The organism is Bordetella parapertussis, assembly GCF_020735925.1.
In the GTDB taxonomy this organism is placed as follows: domain Bacteria; phylum Pseudomonadota; class Gammaproteobacteria; order Burkholderiales; family Burkholderiaceae_B; genus Bordetella; species Bordetella pertussis.
The window spans coordinates 3,974,825-3,987,537 of the sequence record NZ_CP085971.1 but is presented as its reverse complement, the minus strand read 5'-3'; the positions used below and the strand labels follow the sequence as shown (position 1 = coordinate 3,987,537).

At 67.8% G+C, this 12,713-nt stretch carries 10 protein-coding genes, 1 tRNA gene and 1 pseudogene; 8 read left to right on the top strand and 4 right to left on the bottom strand.

Going from position 1 to position 12,713, the window contains the following annotated elements:
* The first annotated feature begins 92 nt into the window (after positions 1-92).
* The 4 genes and pseudogenes from LK409_RS18785 (at position 93) to LK409_RS18770 (ending at position 4,875) form a co-directional block, all read left to right on the top strand.
* Positions 93-755, top strand: coding sequence for a TetR/AcrR family transcriptional regulator (locus tag LK409_RS18785; RefSeq protein ID WP_003815309.1), 663 nt, complete (start codon positions 93-95; stop codon positions 753-755).
* A gap of 44 nt (positions 756-799) precedes the next feature.
* Positions 800-1,948: an acyl-CoA dehydrogenase family protein gene (locus LK409_RS18780; RefSeq protein ID WP_010929394.1), complete on the top strand. Its 1,149-nt coding sequence runs from the start codon at positions 800-802 to the stop codon at positions 1,946-1,948.
* 112 nt (positions 1,949-2,060) lie between these two features.
* Complete coding sequence (locus tag LK409_RS18775; RefSeq protein WP_010929393.1) at positions 2,061-3,290, top strand: CaiB/BaiF CoA transferase family protein; 1,230 nt, start codon at positions 2,061-2,063, stop codon at positions 3,288-3,290.
* An 83-nt stretch (positions 3,291-3,373) separates the two neighbouring features.
* Positions 3,374-4,875, top strand: a pseudogene (locus LK409_RS18770) (3-hydroxyacyl-CoA dehydrogenase).
* Positions 4,876-5,063: 188 nt separating this feature from the next.
* On the opposite strand, the gene LK409_RS18765 reads toward LK409_RS18770, so the two are convergent.
* Positions 5,064-5,966, bottom strand: a complete 903-nt coding sequence (locus LK409_RS18765; protein ID WP_041937311.1) for a c-type cytochrome — start codon at positions 5,964-5,966, stop codon at positions 5,064-5,066.
* A 201-nt stretch (positions 5,967-6,167) separates the two neighbouring features.
* On the opposite strand from LK409_RS18765, the gene LK409_RS18760 reads away from it, so the two are divergent.
* From LK409_RS18760 to LK409_RS18745, 4 genes are all read left to right on the top strand, one after another.
* Positions 6,168-6,242 (top strand) — tRNA-Arg (locus tag LK409_RS18760).
* 313 nt (positions 6,243-6,555) lie between these two features.
* Positions 6,556-7,050 carry a cupredoxin domain-containing protein gene (locus tag LK409_RS18755; protein WP_010927148.1) on the top strand — a complete coding sequence of 165 codons (495 nt, stop codon included), beginning with the start codon at positions 6,556-6,558 and terminating at the stop codon, positions 7,048-7,050.
* Between the two features lie 43 nt (positions 7,051-7,093).
* Positions 7,094-8,851, top strand: a complete 1,758-nt coding sequence (locus LK409_RS18750; protein ID WP_003815301.1) for a copper resistance system multicopper oxidase — start codon at positions 7,094-7,096, stop codon at positions 8,849-8,851.
* A 7-nt stretch (positions 8,852-8,858) separates the two neighbouring features.
* Positions 8,859-9,773 (top strand): copper resistance protein B, encoded by a 915-nt coding sequence (locus tag LK409_RS18745; RefSeq protein WP_033448268.1) that lies wholly within the window; start codon positions 8,859-8,861, stop codon positions 9,771-9,773.
* On the opposite strand, the gene LK409_RS18740 is transcribed toward LK409_RS18745, so the two are convergent.
* Genes LK409_RS18740 through LK409_RS18730 form a run of 3 tightly spaced genes read right to left on the bottom strand, consistent with a single transcriptional unit; the run spans position 9,770 to position 12,481 of the window.
* Positions 9,770-10,513: an enoyl-CoA hydratase/isomerase family protein gene (locus tag LK409_RS18740; RefSeq protein ID WP_010929391.1), complete on the bottom strand. Its 744-nt coding sequence runs from the start codon at positions 10,511-10,513 to the stop codon at positions 9,770-9,772. The two genes, LK409_RS18745 and LK409_RS18740, sit on opposite strands and share 4 nt — an antisense overlap.
* Complete coding sequence (locus tag LK409_RS18735; RefSeq protein WP_010929390.1) at positions 10,510-11,670, bottom strand: CaiB/BaiF CoA transferase family protein; 1,161 nt, start codon at positions 11,668-11,670, stop codon at positions 10,510-10,512. The genes LK409_RS18740 and LK409_RS18735 overlap by 4 nt, the downstream gene beginning before the upstream one ends.
* Before the next feature lie 16 nt (positions 11,671-11,686).
* Positions 11,687-12,481: an IclR family transcriptional regulator gene (locus LK409_RS18730; RefSeq protein WP_003815297.1), complete on the bottom strand. Its 795-nt coding sequence runs from the start codon at positions 12,479-12,481 to the stop codon at positions 11,687-11,689.
* Positions 12,482-12,713 lie beyond the last annotated feature (232 nt).

Here is a 12,713-nt window from a genome sequence, read left to right as displayed (position 1 = left end):
AGCGCGGGGGAAATCTGTGCCTATAATTACTTACCGGTCGTCCGGTAATTAATTGATGAACCCATTTAACGGCAAGCGGCCAGCCCCTGTCAATGCAGGCAGGGGCGCGCCTTGCCCGCCAGGATAACGCCATGGCCGATGCTCCTGCCCCTGCTCCGAAGCGCGCGCGCGCCGGCCGCCCGCCCACGCTGGCCGCGCCGCGCGAGCGCATTCTCGAGGAGGCCGCGCGCCTGTTCGCCCGCAGCGGCTACGAAAACAGCTCGGTCGCCGATCTGGCCGCGGCCATCGGGGTGTCCAAGGCCGCCCTCTATCACTATTTCCCGACCAAGCAGGACATCTACGACGCCATCATCCTGGAGACGCTGGCCGGCCTGTTGCAGGCCGTGACCCGCGAGGTGGAGCGCCAGCGCGAGGCCTGCGAACGGCTGCGCGCCTTCATGGTGGGGCATGCCCGCTATTTCGCGCGCCATCACGAGCAATTCGTGACCATGCTGATCGGCTATTCCGGCATGGCGCTGCCCGAGCGCGCCGACGCCGCGCAATTGCGCGACCGCTACGAACAACTGCTGCGCGACCTGCTGGAGCAGGGCATGGCCACGGGAACGCTGCGCCGGCTGGACGTGGCAGCCACCGGCCGCGCGGTGCTGTCGATGCTGAACTGGATGGTGCGCTGGTACAAGCCTGGCCAGGGCGACAGCGCCGAGCAGATCGCCGACGGCTACTACGACTTGCTTTTCAACGGCCTGCGCATCTGACGCCGCGCGGGCCCATCCCACTTTATATTCCCTCGAGGTGCATCATGGCGCTGGACAATGAAACCCTGAACCTGTTGCTGGACGCGGTACGCCGCTTCGTCAACGACCGGCTGGTCCCGGCCGAGAACGAGCTGGCCGAAACCGGCAGCATTCCCGACGAGATCGTCCAGGAAATGCGCGACCTGGGCTTGTTCGGCCTGTCGATCGCCGCGGATTATGGCGGGCTGGGCCTGACCATGGAAGAGGAAGTGCGCGTGGTGTTCGAGCTGGGGCAGACCTCGCCGGCTTTCCGGTCGCTGGCCGGCGCCAATATCGGCATCGGTTCGCAATCCATCGTGCTGGCCGGCACCGACGACCAGCGCCAGCGCTATCTGCCCAAGCTGGCCAGCGGCGAGCTGATCGGCTCGTTCGCTCTGACCGAGCCGGACGCCGGCTCGGATGCCATGGCGCTGCGCACCAGCGCGGTCCGCGACGGCGACCACTATGTCCTGAACGGCACCAAGCGCTTCATCACCAATGCGCCCGTCGCCGGGCTGTTCTCGGTCATGGCGCGCACCGCGCCCGAGCGCCGCGCCGATTCGATCTCGTGTTTCCTGGTCGAGGCCGGCACGCCGGGCGTGACGCTGGGCAAGCCGGACAAGAAAATGGGCCAGGCCGGCGCCTTGACCTGCGACGTGGTGTTCGACAATTGCCGGGTGCCGGCCGAGGCGCTGCTGGGCGGCAAGGAGGGCACGGGCTTTCGCACCTCGATGCGCGTGCTGGACAAGGGTCGGCTGCATATCGCGGCGCTGTGCGTGGGCATCGCCGAGCGGCTGGTGCGCGATGCGGTGCGCTACGCGCTGGAGCGCAAGCAGTTCGGCCAGCCGATCGCGGAGTTCCAGCTGGTGCAGGCGATGATCGCCGACAGCCAGACCGAGCTGTACGCGGCGCGTTCGATGGTGCTGGACGCCGCGCGCAAGCGCGACCTGGGCCAGAACGTGACGATGGAGGCGGTCTGCAGCAAGCTGTACGCCACCGAGATGGTCGGGCGCGTGGCCGACCGGGCGGTGCAGATCCACGGCGGCGCGGGCTATATCTCCGAGTACGCGGTCGAGCGTTTCTACCGCGATGTCCGCCTGTTCCGCATTTTCGAGGGCACCAGCCAGATCCAGCAATTGGTCATCGCGCGCGAAACCCTCAAGGCGTACGCGTAGCGCAGCCGCGTCGTTGTGCGCGCCGCGCACAACAACGTGCCGAAAACAAAACTTACCGCCTGGCGCCAGGGGCTAATATGCCTGCTTCCCCTGGCTCTTTCTTTCTACCGACATGTCGCAACGTCCTGCTCCCCTGACCGGCATTCGCGTGCTGGATCTCACCCGCGTGCTGGCGGGCCCCTGGTGTACCCAGAACCTGGCCGACCTGGGTGCGGAAGTCATCAAGATCGAACGGCCCGGCGCGGGCGACGACACGCGCGCCTGGGGGCCGCCCTATCTGAAGGATGCGGCCGGCAACGACACCACCGAGGCGGCCTACTACCTCTCGGCCAACCGCAACAAGCTGTCGGTGGCGCTGGACATCGCCACGCCGCGCGGGGCGGAGCTGGTGCGCGAACTGGCGCAGCAATGCGACATCCTGGTCGAGAACTTCAAGGTCGGCGGCCTGCGCAAGTACGGGCTGGACTACGAAAGCGTCAAGGCCATCAACCCGCGCCTGATCTATTGCTCGATCACGGGCTTCGGCCAGACCGGCCCGTATGCCAGCCGCCCCGGCTACGATTTCATGATCCAGGGCATGGGCGGCCTGATGAGCATCACCGGCGAGCGCGATGACCTGCCCGGCGGCGGCCCGCAGAAGGCGGGCGTGGCGGTGACCGACCTGATGACCGGCATGTATTCCACGGTTGGCATCCTGGCCGCGCTGCACGAGCGCAACCGCAGCGGGCTGGGCCAGCATATCGACATGGCCCTGCTCGATTGCCAGGTGGCCATGCTGGCCAACCAGAATCTCAATTACATGACTTCCGGCAAGGCGCCGCGCCGCGCCGGCAACGCACACCAGAACCTGATGCCCTACCAGGTGTTCGCGGTCAGCGACGGCCACCTGATCGTGGCGGTGGGCAACGACAGCCAGTTCCGCAACTATTGCCGCGTGATCGACCTGCCCGAACTGGCCGACGATCCGCGCTTTGCCACCAATCCGCAGCGGGTGCAGAACCGCGATGAGCTGGTGCCGCTGCTGGCCGAGCGCATGGCCACCGGCGAGCGCGATGCCTGGCTGGCCGCGCTGGAGAGCGCCGGCGTGCCGGCCGGGCCCATCAATACGCTGGACCAGGTCTTCGAAGACCCGCAGGTGGTGGCCCGCCAGATCAGGCGCGAGCTGCCGCACCCGAGCGCCGGCACCGTGCCGACCGCCAGCAGTCCGCTGCGTTTCTCCGACAGCCCCGTCGAGTACCGCCGCGCCCCGCCGCTGCTGGGCGAGCACACCCGCCAGGTGCTCAGCGAGCGTCTCGGGCTGTCCGAGACCGAAATCCAGGCCCTGGCCGCGGGACAGGGCTGACCGATACCTGGGCGCCGTCCGCCGCCGCGCGCAGGCGTGGCGGGCGCGGCGTCCACCATACTTGAACCAGGCAGGAGCAAAGAATGAGCGAGATCCAGACTATCGGCATCGTGGGCGCCGGCGCCATGGGGCGCGGCATTGCCCAGATCGCCGCGCAGGCCGGCGTGCTGGTGCGGCTGTACGACACCAACGCCGCCGCGGTGCAAGCGGCGCGCGACGCGTTGCGTCAAACCTGGGACAAGCTGGCCCAGAAGGGCAAGCTGAGCGAGGCCGACGCCCAGGCTGCGCTGGCGCGCATCGCGCCGGCGGCGGCGCTGGCCGATCTGGCCGATTGCCAGCTGGTCATCGAGGCGGTGATCGAGCGGCTGGACGTCAAGCGCGACCTGTTCGCGGCGCTGGAAGAAATCGTGGCGGCCGACTGCGTGCTGGCCTCGAACACGTCGTCGTTGTCGATCACCGCCATTGCGGCCGCGTGCAAGCGCCCGCAGCGCGTGGTCGGCTATCACTTCTTCAACCCGGTGCCGCTGATGAAGGTGGTCGAGGTGATCGACGGCCTGCGCAGCGATCCCGCCGTGGGCGATGCGCTGGCCGAGCTGGCGCGGCGCATGGGCCATACGCCGGTGCGGGCCAAGGACATGCCCGGCTTCATCGTCAACCACGCCGGCCGGGGCATGAACACCGAAGGCCTGCGGGTGGCGCAGGAGGCCGTGGCGCCGTTCGACCAGATCGACGCCATCATGCGCGAACAGGCCGGTTTCCGCATGGGCCCGTTCGAACTGCTGGACCTGACCGCGCTGGATGTCTCGCATCCGGTGATGGAATCGATCTACCGGCAGTTCTTCGACGAGCCGCGCTTCCGGCCGTCGCCCATCACGACCGTGCGGCTGGCCGGCGGCCTGATCGGCCGCAAGGCCGGCGAAGGTTTCTATGCCTATCCCGACGGACAGAAGCAGGTGCCGGCCGAGCCGGCCGCGCCTGTCCTGCGGCCTGGGTAAGCCCCGCGCATCCGGACGGCCACGCGCGCGCCAGCGCCTTGCTGCGCGGCATGGCGGTCGAGCTGGCCGAGGGGGCAACGCCGCCGCAGGATGCGCTGATCATCGTCACGCCCTACGGCGAGGATGTCTCCACTTGCGTGCAAGGCCAGGGCCTGGACGGCGCGCGCACCGTGGGCCTGGACACGCTGTATGCGTTCGAGGCCGGCCGGCGCCGCACGCTCATGGTCTCGCCGGCCACGGCGTCGAACTGGCGCGACGACGCCCATGCGCTGGTGGCCAGCGACGGTGCGCCGGTCAGCGTCATCGAGGATTCGCCCGGTTTCGTGGCGCAGCGCATCGTCGCCTGCATCGTCAACATTGCCAGCGATATCGCGCAGCAGCGCATCGCCACGCCGCAGGATATCGATCGCGCCGTGACGCTGGGCCTGGGTTACCCGGTCGGGCCGCTGGCGCTGGGCGACAAGCTGGGCGGCGCCCGCCTGCTGGAGATCCTGCACAACATGCAGCGCGTCACCGGTGACCCGCGCTATCGTCCCAGCCTGTGGCTGCAGCGCCGCGTCCAGCTGGGGCTGTCGCTGCTGCACGGCTGAGGCTGCGGTTCGCGGGGAAGAGGTGCCAGTCCCTGCAGAAGATGGCGCATGACGGGGTGCCTGTCCCGGCGGGGACAGGCACCTGAGAAGTTTGCGGGTGCCAGTCCCCGTGCGGGGACAGGCACCCGGGAATGGAAAAAGCCCTTCGGCATTACGCCGAAGGGCTTTTTCCATGGCGCTGCCGCGGCTTACTTGGCGGCGTTGACCATGTATTCGATGGCCGCGCGGATGTCGTCCTCGGACGCGGTGGCCGCGCCGCCCTTGGGCGGCATTGCGCCCTTGCCCTGCATGGCGACCTTGAGCATGGCGTCCATGCCGGTCTGGATGTAGGGCGCCCAGGCGGCCTTGTCGCCGAACTTGGGGGCGTTGGCCACGCCCGTGGCGTGACAGGCGAAACAGGTGGCCTTGTACAGTTTCTCGCCGGCCGGGTTGACGGCGGCCTGCTGTTCGGCCGGGGCTGCCGGCGCAGCGGCAGCGGCAGCCGCGGGGGCGGGCGCGGCGGCCGCCGGGGCGGCAGGGGCCGGAGCCGGCGCGGCGGCAGCAGCGGGGGCCGCGGCTTCCGCGGGCTTGGCGCCTTCTTCGGCGGGGGCCGCGGGTTCGGGCAGCGAGCCGCCCGATTGGTTGGCCATGTAGACCACCGCGCGGGCCACTTCATAGTCGCTCAGGGCCGGGTTGCCGCCCTTGGCGGGCATGCCGCCCTTGCCGTGCAGCGCGACATTGAGCATCGCGTCGTAGCCGGCCTTGATGAACGGCGCCCAGGCCGCGTTGTCGCCCATCTTGGGCGCGCCGGCGACGCCGGCGGTGTGGCAGGCGGTACAGACCGCCGTGAAGACTTGTTCGCCGGTCTTGTGGACCTTCGGGGCGTTGGCGTCGACCAGCTCGAAACCGGCGACGGGAGCGATGCGCTTGGCGACCGCTTCCTCACCCAGCGTATCCGAACCGGCACCGACCTTGGTGCCGGAGGTGACCACATTCACCAGCATGATGATGATGATGGGGACGACGAAAGCCAGCACGACCGTGGTGATCAGTTGCTTGGGCGTTTTGATGGGCGAGACGTGTTCTTCGATGTGTTCCTGCTCGTTGCTCATGACCAAATCCTGCGAATCGGGGTACCGGGGGACGCCTAGAAGGCGGCAAGAGACAATCCAATCACTACAGAGCAAGGCGCACCGAAGCCGGGCTCCCCGCATGCAAACGCTGGATTATATAACGCTCATGCGATGAGAGAATTGTCGCTGCCCGTACGGGGCGTGCGCGAATCGCAAAGTTCGGTACAATGTCGCCTCTTCGCGCCCGTAGTTCAATGGATAGAATGAGAGTTTCCGAAGCTCTTGATACAGGTTCGATTCCTGTCGGGCGCGCCAGTTTCCCAAGGCCCTAGCGGCCATCGCGGCGCCACGGTCCGCAGCAGGCGGACGGCGTGGCGCAACGCGCAAGCGTCGCGCCACCGCGTCGCGTCCGCACCGCAATCCCAGAAGCGTCACTTCCGGCCATTCGTCCGGACCGCACTGGCCATGCGCCGTGGCGGCGTCGGCCGGCGTGCGCCTTGCTCCCCGGTTGCCGCGATGGATGCGCGCGGCGCCTGCATGACAGAAAAGTAATGTTCCCGACAGCTTGCGGACGGTCGCGGCTCACTACAGTGGCCGCTTGACCCAGTCTGACCAGCGAGGATCGAACATGAAAGCAAGGGTGTACGCAGTGCGCATGGCCGCGGCCGCGGCCGCGTGCGGGATTTCGTTCGGCGCGGCCGCCTCCGGCGCGCACGGCGGCGGCCATGGCGGCGGGCACGGGGCCGCCGCCACCGCGATCGGCAAGCCCGGCGTGGCGTCCAAGGCCAGCCGGACGGTCAATGTCGACATGACCGACGCCATGCGTTTCACGCCCGACCAGATCGAGGTCAAGGCTGGCGAAACCGTGCGCTTCAAGGTGACCAATTCCGGCAAGATCCGCCACGAGATGGTGCTGGGTACCGATGCCGACCTGGGCGCGCATTACCAGATGATGCTCAAGGATCCTGGCATGCGCCACAAGGAGCCCAATTCGGTGTCGCTCGATGCCGGCAAGCGCGGCGAGATCGTCTGGCAGTTCGACAAGGCGGGGCGCGTGGCTTTCGGCTGCCTCGAACCCGGGCACTATCCGGCCGGCATGAAGGGCGCGGTTTCCGTCAAGTAACCACGAGCCGGGGCGCCGCGGCGTTTCCGGGGAGAAAGCACGAATGAGCAGAGCAGTTTCGAATCAGCGCCGCCGCTTCGTCCAGGGCCTGGCGGGCGGAGGCGTGCTGGCGGGCCTGGGGCTGTGGCGCCAGGCCGCCTGGGCCCGGCCCGGCGCGGCGCAGCCCGAAGTGTTGTCGGGCACCGAGTTCAACCTGGAGATCGGCCGCACGCCGGCCAACTTCACCGGCGCGGCGCGCATGGCCACGACGGTCAACGGCAGCATCCCGGCGCCCATCCTGCGCTGGCGCGAGGGCGATACGGTGACGCTGCGCGTGACCAATCGGCTGGACGAAGACACGTCGATCCACTGGCATGGCATCCTGCTGCCGACCGGGATGGACGGCGTGCCCGGCCTGAGCTTTCCGGGCATCCGCCCGGGCGAGACCTTCACCTACCGCTTCCAGGTACGGCAAAGCGGCACGTACTGGTATCACAGCCACTCGGGGTTCCAGGAACAGACGGGCCTGTACGGCGCCATCGTCATCGAGCCCAGGCGCGCCGATCCGGTGCGAGCCGAGCGCGACCACGTGGTGCTGCTGTCCGACTGGACCGATGAAGACCCCATGAGCGTATTCCGCAAGCTCAAGGTCATGCCCGATTACTACAACTACATCCAGCCCACCGTTGACAACCTGGTCGACGATGCGCGCAAGCAGGGCTGGGCAAGCGCGTTGGGCGAGCGCCTGATGTGGCAGCAGATGCGCATGAACCAGACCGACCTGGCGGACGTCTCGGGCGCGACCTATACCTATCTGGCCAACGGCAAGTCGCCGGCCGGCAACTGGACCGGGCTGTTCAAGCCGGGCGAGCGGGTGCGGCTGCGCTTCATCAACGGTTCGGCCATGACGTACTTCGATGTGCGCATTCCCGGCCTGAAGATGACGGTCGTGGCGGCGGACGGGCTGCCGGTGAGGCCGGTGGAGGTCGACGAGTTCCGCATCGCCGTGGCCGAGACCTACGACGTGATCGTCGAGCCGGCCGAGGATCGCGCCTATACGATCTTCTCGCAGTCGATGGACCGCTCGGGCTACGCGCGCGCCACGCTGGCGCCGCGCGAGGGCATGCACGCCGAAGTGCCGGCGCTGGATCCGGTGCAGATGCTCACGATGATGGACATGGGCATGGCGCACGACATGCCCGGCATGGACCACGGCGCGGCCATGGACCACGGCGCCATGGGCGGGATGGACCATGCCGCCATGGGGCATGGCTCGGGCGAGGCGAGCGGGGGCATGGTGGAAGTCAGGCACCCCTATCCCGCCGAGCACGGCCCGGCCAATTCCATGCTGCCCGATATCGTGACCACGCGGCTGGACGATCCGGGCGTCGGCCTGCGTGACAACGGACGCAAGGTCCTGACTTACGCCGACCTGCGCTCCATGGTCGAACCCGAGGACAACCGCGCGCCGACACGCGAGATCGAGTTGCACCTGACGGGCAATATGGATCGCTACATGTGGTCGTTCAATGGCCTGAAGTTTTCGCAGGCCAAGCCCATCGTGCTGAAGTACGGCGAGCGCGTGCGCTTCGTGCTGGTCAACGACACCATGATGACCCACCCCATCCACTTGCATGGGTTATGGAGCGATCTCGAGTCGCCCGACGGCAACTTCCAGGTGCGCAAGCACACGATCAGCCTGAATCCGGCCCAGCGGATCAGCTACCGCGTGAGCGCGGACGCCAGGGGGAACTGGGCCTACCACTGCCATCTGCTGTATCACATGGAAGCGGGCATGTTCCGCGCCGTCGTCGTGGAGTGAACGGAACATGGCGAATTTCAGTATCGACAGGAAGCGATTGGCCGGCATGGCGGCCAGCCTGGGCCTGGCCGCCGCGGCCGCGAGCGCCTGGGCGCAGGCGCCGGCGATGGACCACGGCTCCATGCCGGGGATGGACCATGGCGCGGCGCCTGCGTCGGCGATGGACCATGGCTCCATGCCGGGCATGGATCACGGCGCGGCGCCTGCGCCGGCGATCGGCGCCTTGCCGAGCAGCGATGGCGCGGGTGATCAGTCGTACGCGGCCTACGGCATCCATTCGCACATGATGGACGACATGGCGACCAGCCAGCTGCTGTTCGACAAGCTGGGCATGACCTATGACCGCGACCGTCGCACGGGCCTGCAATGGGATGGCCAGTTCTGGGTCGGGCGCGACCTGGACAAGCTGTGGATCAAGAGCGAGGGCGAGCGCGTCGGCGGCCGCTCCGACGGCAAGGTGGAAGCCTTCTGGAATCGCACGATCTCGCCGTTCTGGGATCTGCAGGTGGGCGCGCGGCGCGATTTCGGCACCGGACCCAAGCGCAACTGGGGCGCCATCGGCCTGCAGGGCGTGGCGCCGTACAACATCGAGACCGAGGTGACGGCCTACGTGGGCGGCTCGGGGCGGACCGCGCTGGCGCTGAAAGCCGAGTACGACCTGCTGCTGACCCAGCGGCTCGTCCTGACGCCGGAGATCGAGGCCAGCGTGTACGGCAAGGACGACAAGGCGCGCGGCATCGGCGCCGGCCTGTCCGACGCGTCGTTCTCGCTGCGTCTGCGCTACGAGATCACGCGCGAAGTGGCGCCCTATGTCGGCGTTTCGTTCGGCCGCAAGTTCGGCAGGACCGCCAGCTACGCCAGCGAGGAGGGCGAGAGCCGCTCGGAACGGGCCATCATGGCGGGCGTGCGGATCTGGTTCTAGGCGGCCGGCTGGGCCAGATAGTCGCGGATGCGCGCCTTGAACCCAGGCTGCGCGGCCGAGCGCGCCAGCGCGGCCAGGTCGGCGTCGTCGTGGTCGTCCCGCAGTACCCGGTGCAGCGTGGCGCGGGTGGCCGGATCGAGCGCGGTGGCCGCTTCGGCGGCCGCGTCGATCAGCGCGGGCCACTGCGCCTGGGCGGCGCAGTCGCGCACGAAGCCGATGCGCCGCGCTTCGTCGGCGTCGAATGCACGGGCGCTGCCCAGGATGGAGAGGGCCTGGTCGGCGCCGACGATATCGCGAAAGCGGCGTGTGCCCAGCACCAGGCCGAACTTCAGCCCGGGCATGCGAAAGCCGGCCTCCGGGGTGCAATAACGCCACTTGCAGGCCGCGAACAGATCCACGCCCGCGCCGAAGTTGCGGCCGTGCGCCAGCGCCAGCGTCAGGCTGGGAGAGCCGGCCACGCGCTGCAGCAGCATTTCGATGCGCACCATGCGCAGCAACAGATCGCCTTCGCTTTGCGTCTCGTAGTCGGTGAAGTCGAATCCGGCGCTGAAGTTCCTGCCAGCGCCGGCGAACACCAGCAGCGGCACCTGTTCGCGGTGGGCGGCATCCACGCCGTCGATGAGCGCCTCGACCAGTTCGGCCGACAGCGCGTTGCGTTTTTCGGGGCGAGACAGCGTGAAGGTCCAGGCTGCCGGGCGCCGCTCGATGGCCAGGGGAAGGGAGGCGGACATGGCGCTCAACCCGCCGGCCGGGCCGCCAGGGCCGACAGGATCTCATCATTGTGCTCGTCCAGGGCGGGCGGGCGGCGCATGACGCCGGCCGTGCGCGCGTCAAAACGCACCGGCGAGACGAACGTCCGGGTGCGCACGCCGTTGGGCAATTCGAGGTCCTGCACCCAATCCATGTGTTCGACCTGCGGGTCGGCCAGCACTTCGGAGTAGTCGTTGATGGGGGCGCACGGCACGCCGGCCTGGCGGAAGCGCTCCAGCCAGGCATGGGAGTCGTGTTCGGCGAAGATGGCCTCCAGGATGTCGCGCAGGGCGACCTGGTGTTCGGCGCGGTCGGTGGGATTGGCAAAGCGCGGGTCGGCGTGGAGGTCGTCGCGCTCGACGACCTTGCAGACCGCTTTCCATAGCGAGTTGTTGCCGGCGGCCATGCCGAAGTAGCCGTTCTTGCAGCGGAATACCTGGTACGGCGCGTTGCGGGGGTGCGCCGAGCCCAGCTTGACCGGGTCCGCGCCGGTCCCGAAGTACTGGGAGGTCTGCAGGGCGGCGATGCCCAGCGTGGCCCCGAGCATGGAGACGTCGATGTGCGTGCCCTGGCCGTCGGCCTGCACGCGGCGCAGGGCGGCGGCGATGGCGAAGGCGGCATACAGGCCGGCGGTGAAGTCGCAGACGGGCACGCCGCATTTCACGGGGGCGCCGCCTTCTTCGCCGGTGACGCTCATCAGCCCGCTCATGGCCTGCAGCGTCAGGTCGAAGCCGCCTTCCTGGCTGCGCGGGCCGCTTTGGCCGTACGCCGATACCGAACAATAGACCAGGCGCGGGTTGCGCGCGCGCATGGCCTGCTGCCCCAGCCCCAGGCGGTCCATGACGCCGGGGCGGTTGTTTTCGATCAGTACGTCGGCGCCGGCGATCAGCTCGATGGCTGCGTCGCGCTCGGCCTCGTTCTTCAGGTTTAGGGTGACCGAGCGCTTGTTGCGGTTCAGGGAGGCGAAGTTCTCGCTGTAGCCATCGGTGATGGGCGCCCAGCTGCGCAAGGTGTCGCCCGTGCCGGGCGGCTCGATCTTGATGACGTCGGCGCCCATGTCGGCCAGCAGCATGCCGCAGAACGGGCCGGCGGCCACGTTGCAGATTTCGATGACGCGTACGCCTGCGAGGGTGGATTCCTGGTTCATTTTTTCTCCTGGTGCTTCAGGCGGCGCCGCCGAAATAGCCGCCGCGATAACCCATGTGCGCCGACAACTGCCGCGCCGCCTGTTGCACCAGCGGCGCGTATTCACGCATTTTCTGGTTTGTCAGCCGTTCGAGCGGGCCGGAGATGCCCAGCGCCGCCACGGCCTTGTCCAGCCCGTTGAAAATCGGCGCGGCAATGCCTCCGATGCCCTGGCGCCACTCGCCGCGGTTGATGGCGTAGCCGATGCGGTTGACGTCGGCCAGCTCCTGCTTGAGGGCGAGCAACGACACGTGCGTGTCTTCGGTGTGCCGCTTGATGGCGGCGCCATAGTGGTCGAGGTAGTCGGCCGTCTGGCAAGCCAGCAGGGCCTTGCCGGTGGCCACCGCGTAGGCCGGCGCCCGGCCGCCCACGGTCGAATAGGCCAGCAGGGGCTGCGGGCTGTCCAGCTTGTCGACATAGACCACGTCCAGCCCGTCGAGCACGGACAGGTGCACGGTTTCGTTGGTCAGCCTGGCCAGTTCGCCCATGAACGGCGGGGCCAGTTTGCGGGCGTCCAGGCTGGCCAGCTGGCGCGCGCCCAGCTCGAACAGCTTCAGCGTGCATTGGTACGAGCCCGTGGCGGGGTCGCGCCGGACATAGCCGGCGTGGGCCAGCGTCTGCAGGGTGCGATGCGTATTGCTGCGGGTGAGGCCGATTTCCTCGGCGATCTGGTCCAGCGTGGGCGTGGCGCCGTCGAGCCGGCTGATGGCTTCGAGGACCGTGAGGCCCTTGAGCAGGGTTTTGTCCATATGTCGTATGCCTTTGCAGCGCAAGCGCCGGCCTGGCGCTCATGCGTATGCCAGGGTGGTCGCGCACAGAATACAGATAGCGCGTTTATAAATCAAATAATGAAATATTAATCCTAAATATTGGGAAGTTATCGAACCCATCCTCTACCCGGTAAATACGCTTGATATTGGCTATATTGATTGACGTCCATCCAGGGTGTTCTTTATTATTTTCCACATATATAGAATTCGTATCCTATATTTTGGTATTTCTCCG

Coding starts and splice junctions, on each gene's coding strand:
- LK409_RS18785 (WP_003815309.1), top strand. CDS start 93: ATGCAGGCAGGGGCGCGCCTTGCCCGCCAGGATAACGCCATGGCCGAT.
- LK409_RS18780 (WP_010929394.1), top strand. CDS start 800: ATGGCGCTGGACAATGAAACCCTGAACCTGTTGCTGGACGCGGTACGC.
- LK409_RS18775 (WP_010929393.1), top strand. CDS start 2,061: ATGTCGCAACGTCCTGCTCCCCTGACCGGCATTCGCGTGCTGGATCTC.
- LK409_RS18765 (WP_041937311.1), bottom strand. CDS start 5,966: ATGAGCAACGAGCAGGAACACATCGAAGAACACGTCTCGCCCATCAAA.
- LK409_RS18755 (WP_010927148.1), top strand. CDS start 6,556: ATGAAAGCAAGGGTGTACGCAGTGCGCATGGCCGCGGCCGCGGCCGCG.
- LK409_RS18750 (WP_003815301.1), top strand. CDS start 7,094: ATGAGCAGAGCAGTTTCGAATCAGCGCCGCCGCTTCGTCCAGGGCCTG.
- LK409_RS18745 (WP_033448268.1), top strand. CDS start 8,859: ATGGCGAATTTCAGTATCGACAGGAAGCGATTGGCCGGCATGGCGGCC.
- LK409_RS18735 (WP_010929390.1), bottom strand. CDS start 11,670: ATGAACCAGGAATCCACCCTCGCAGGCGTACGCGTCATCGAAATCTGC.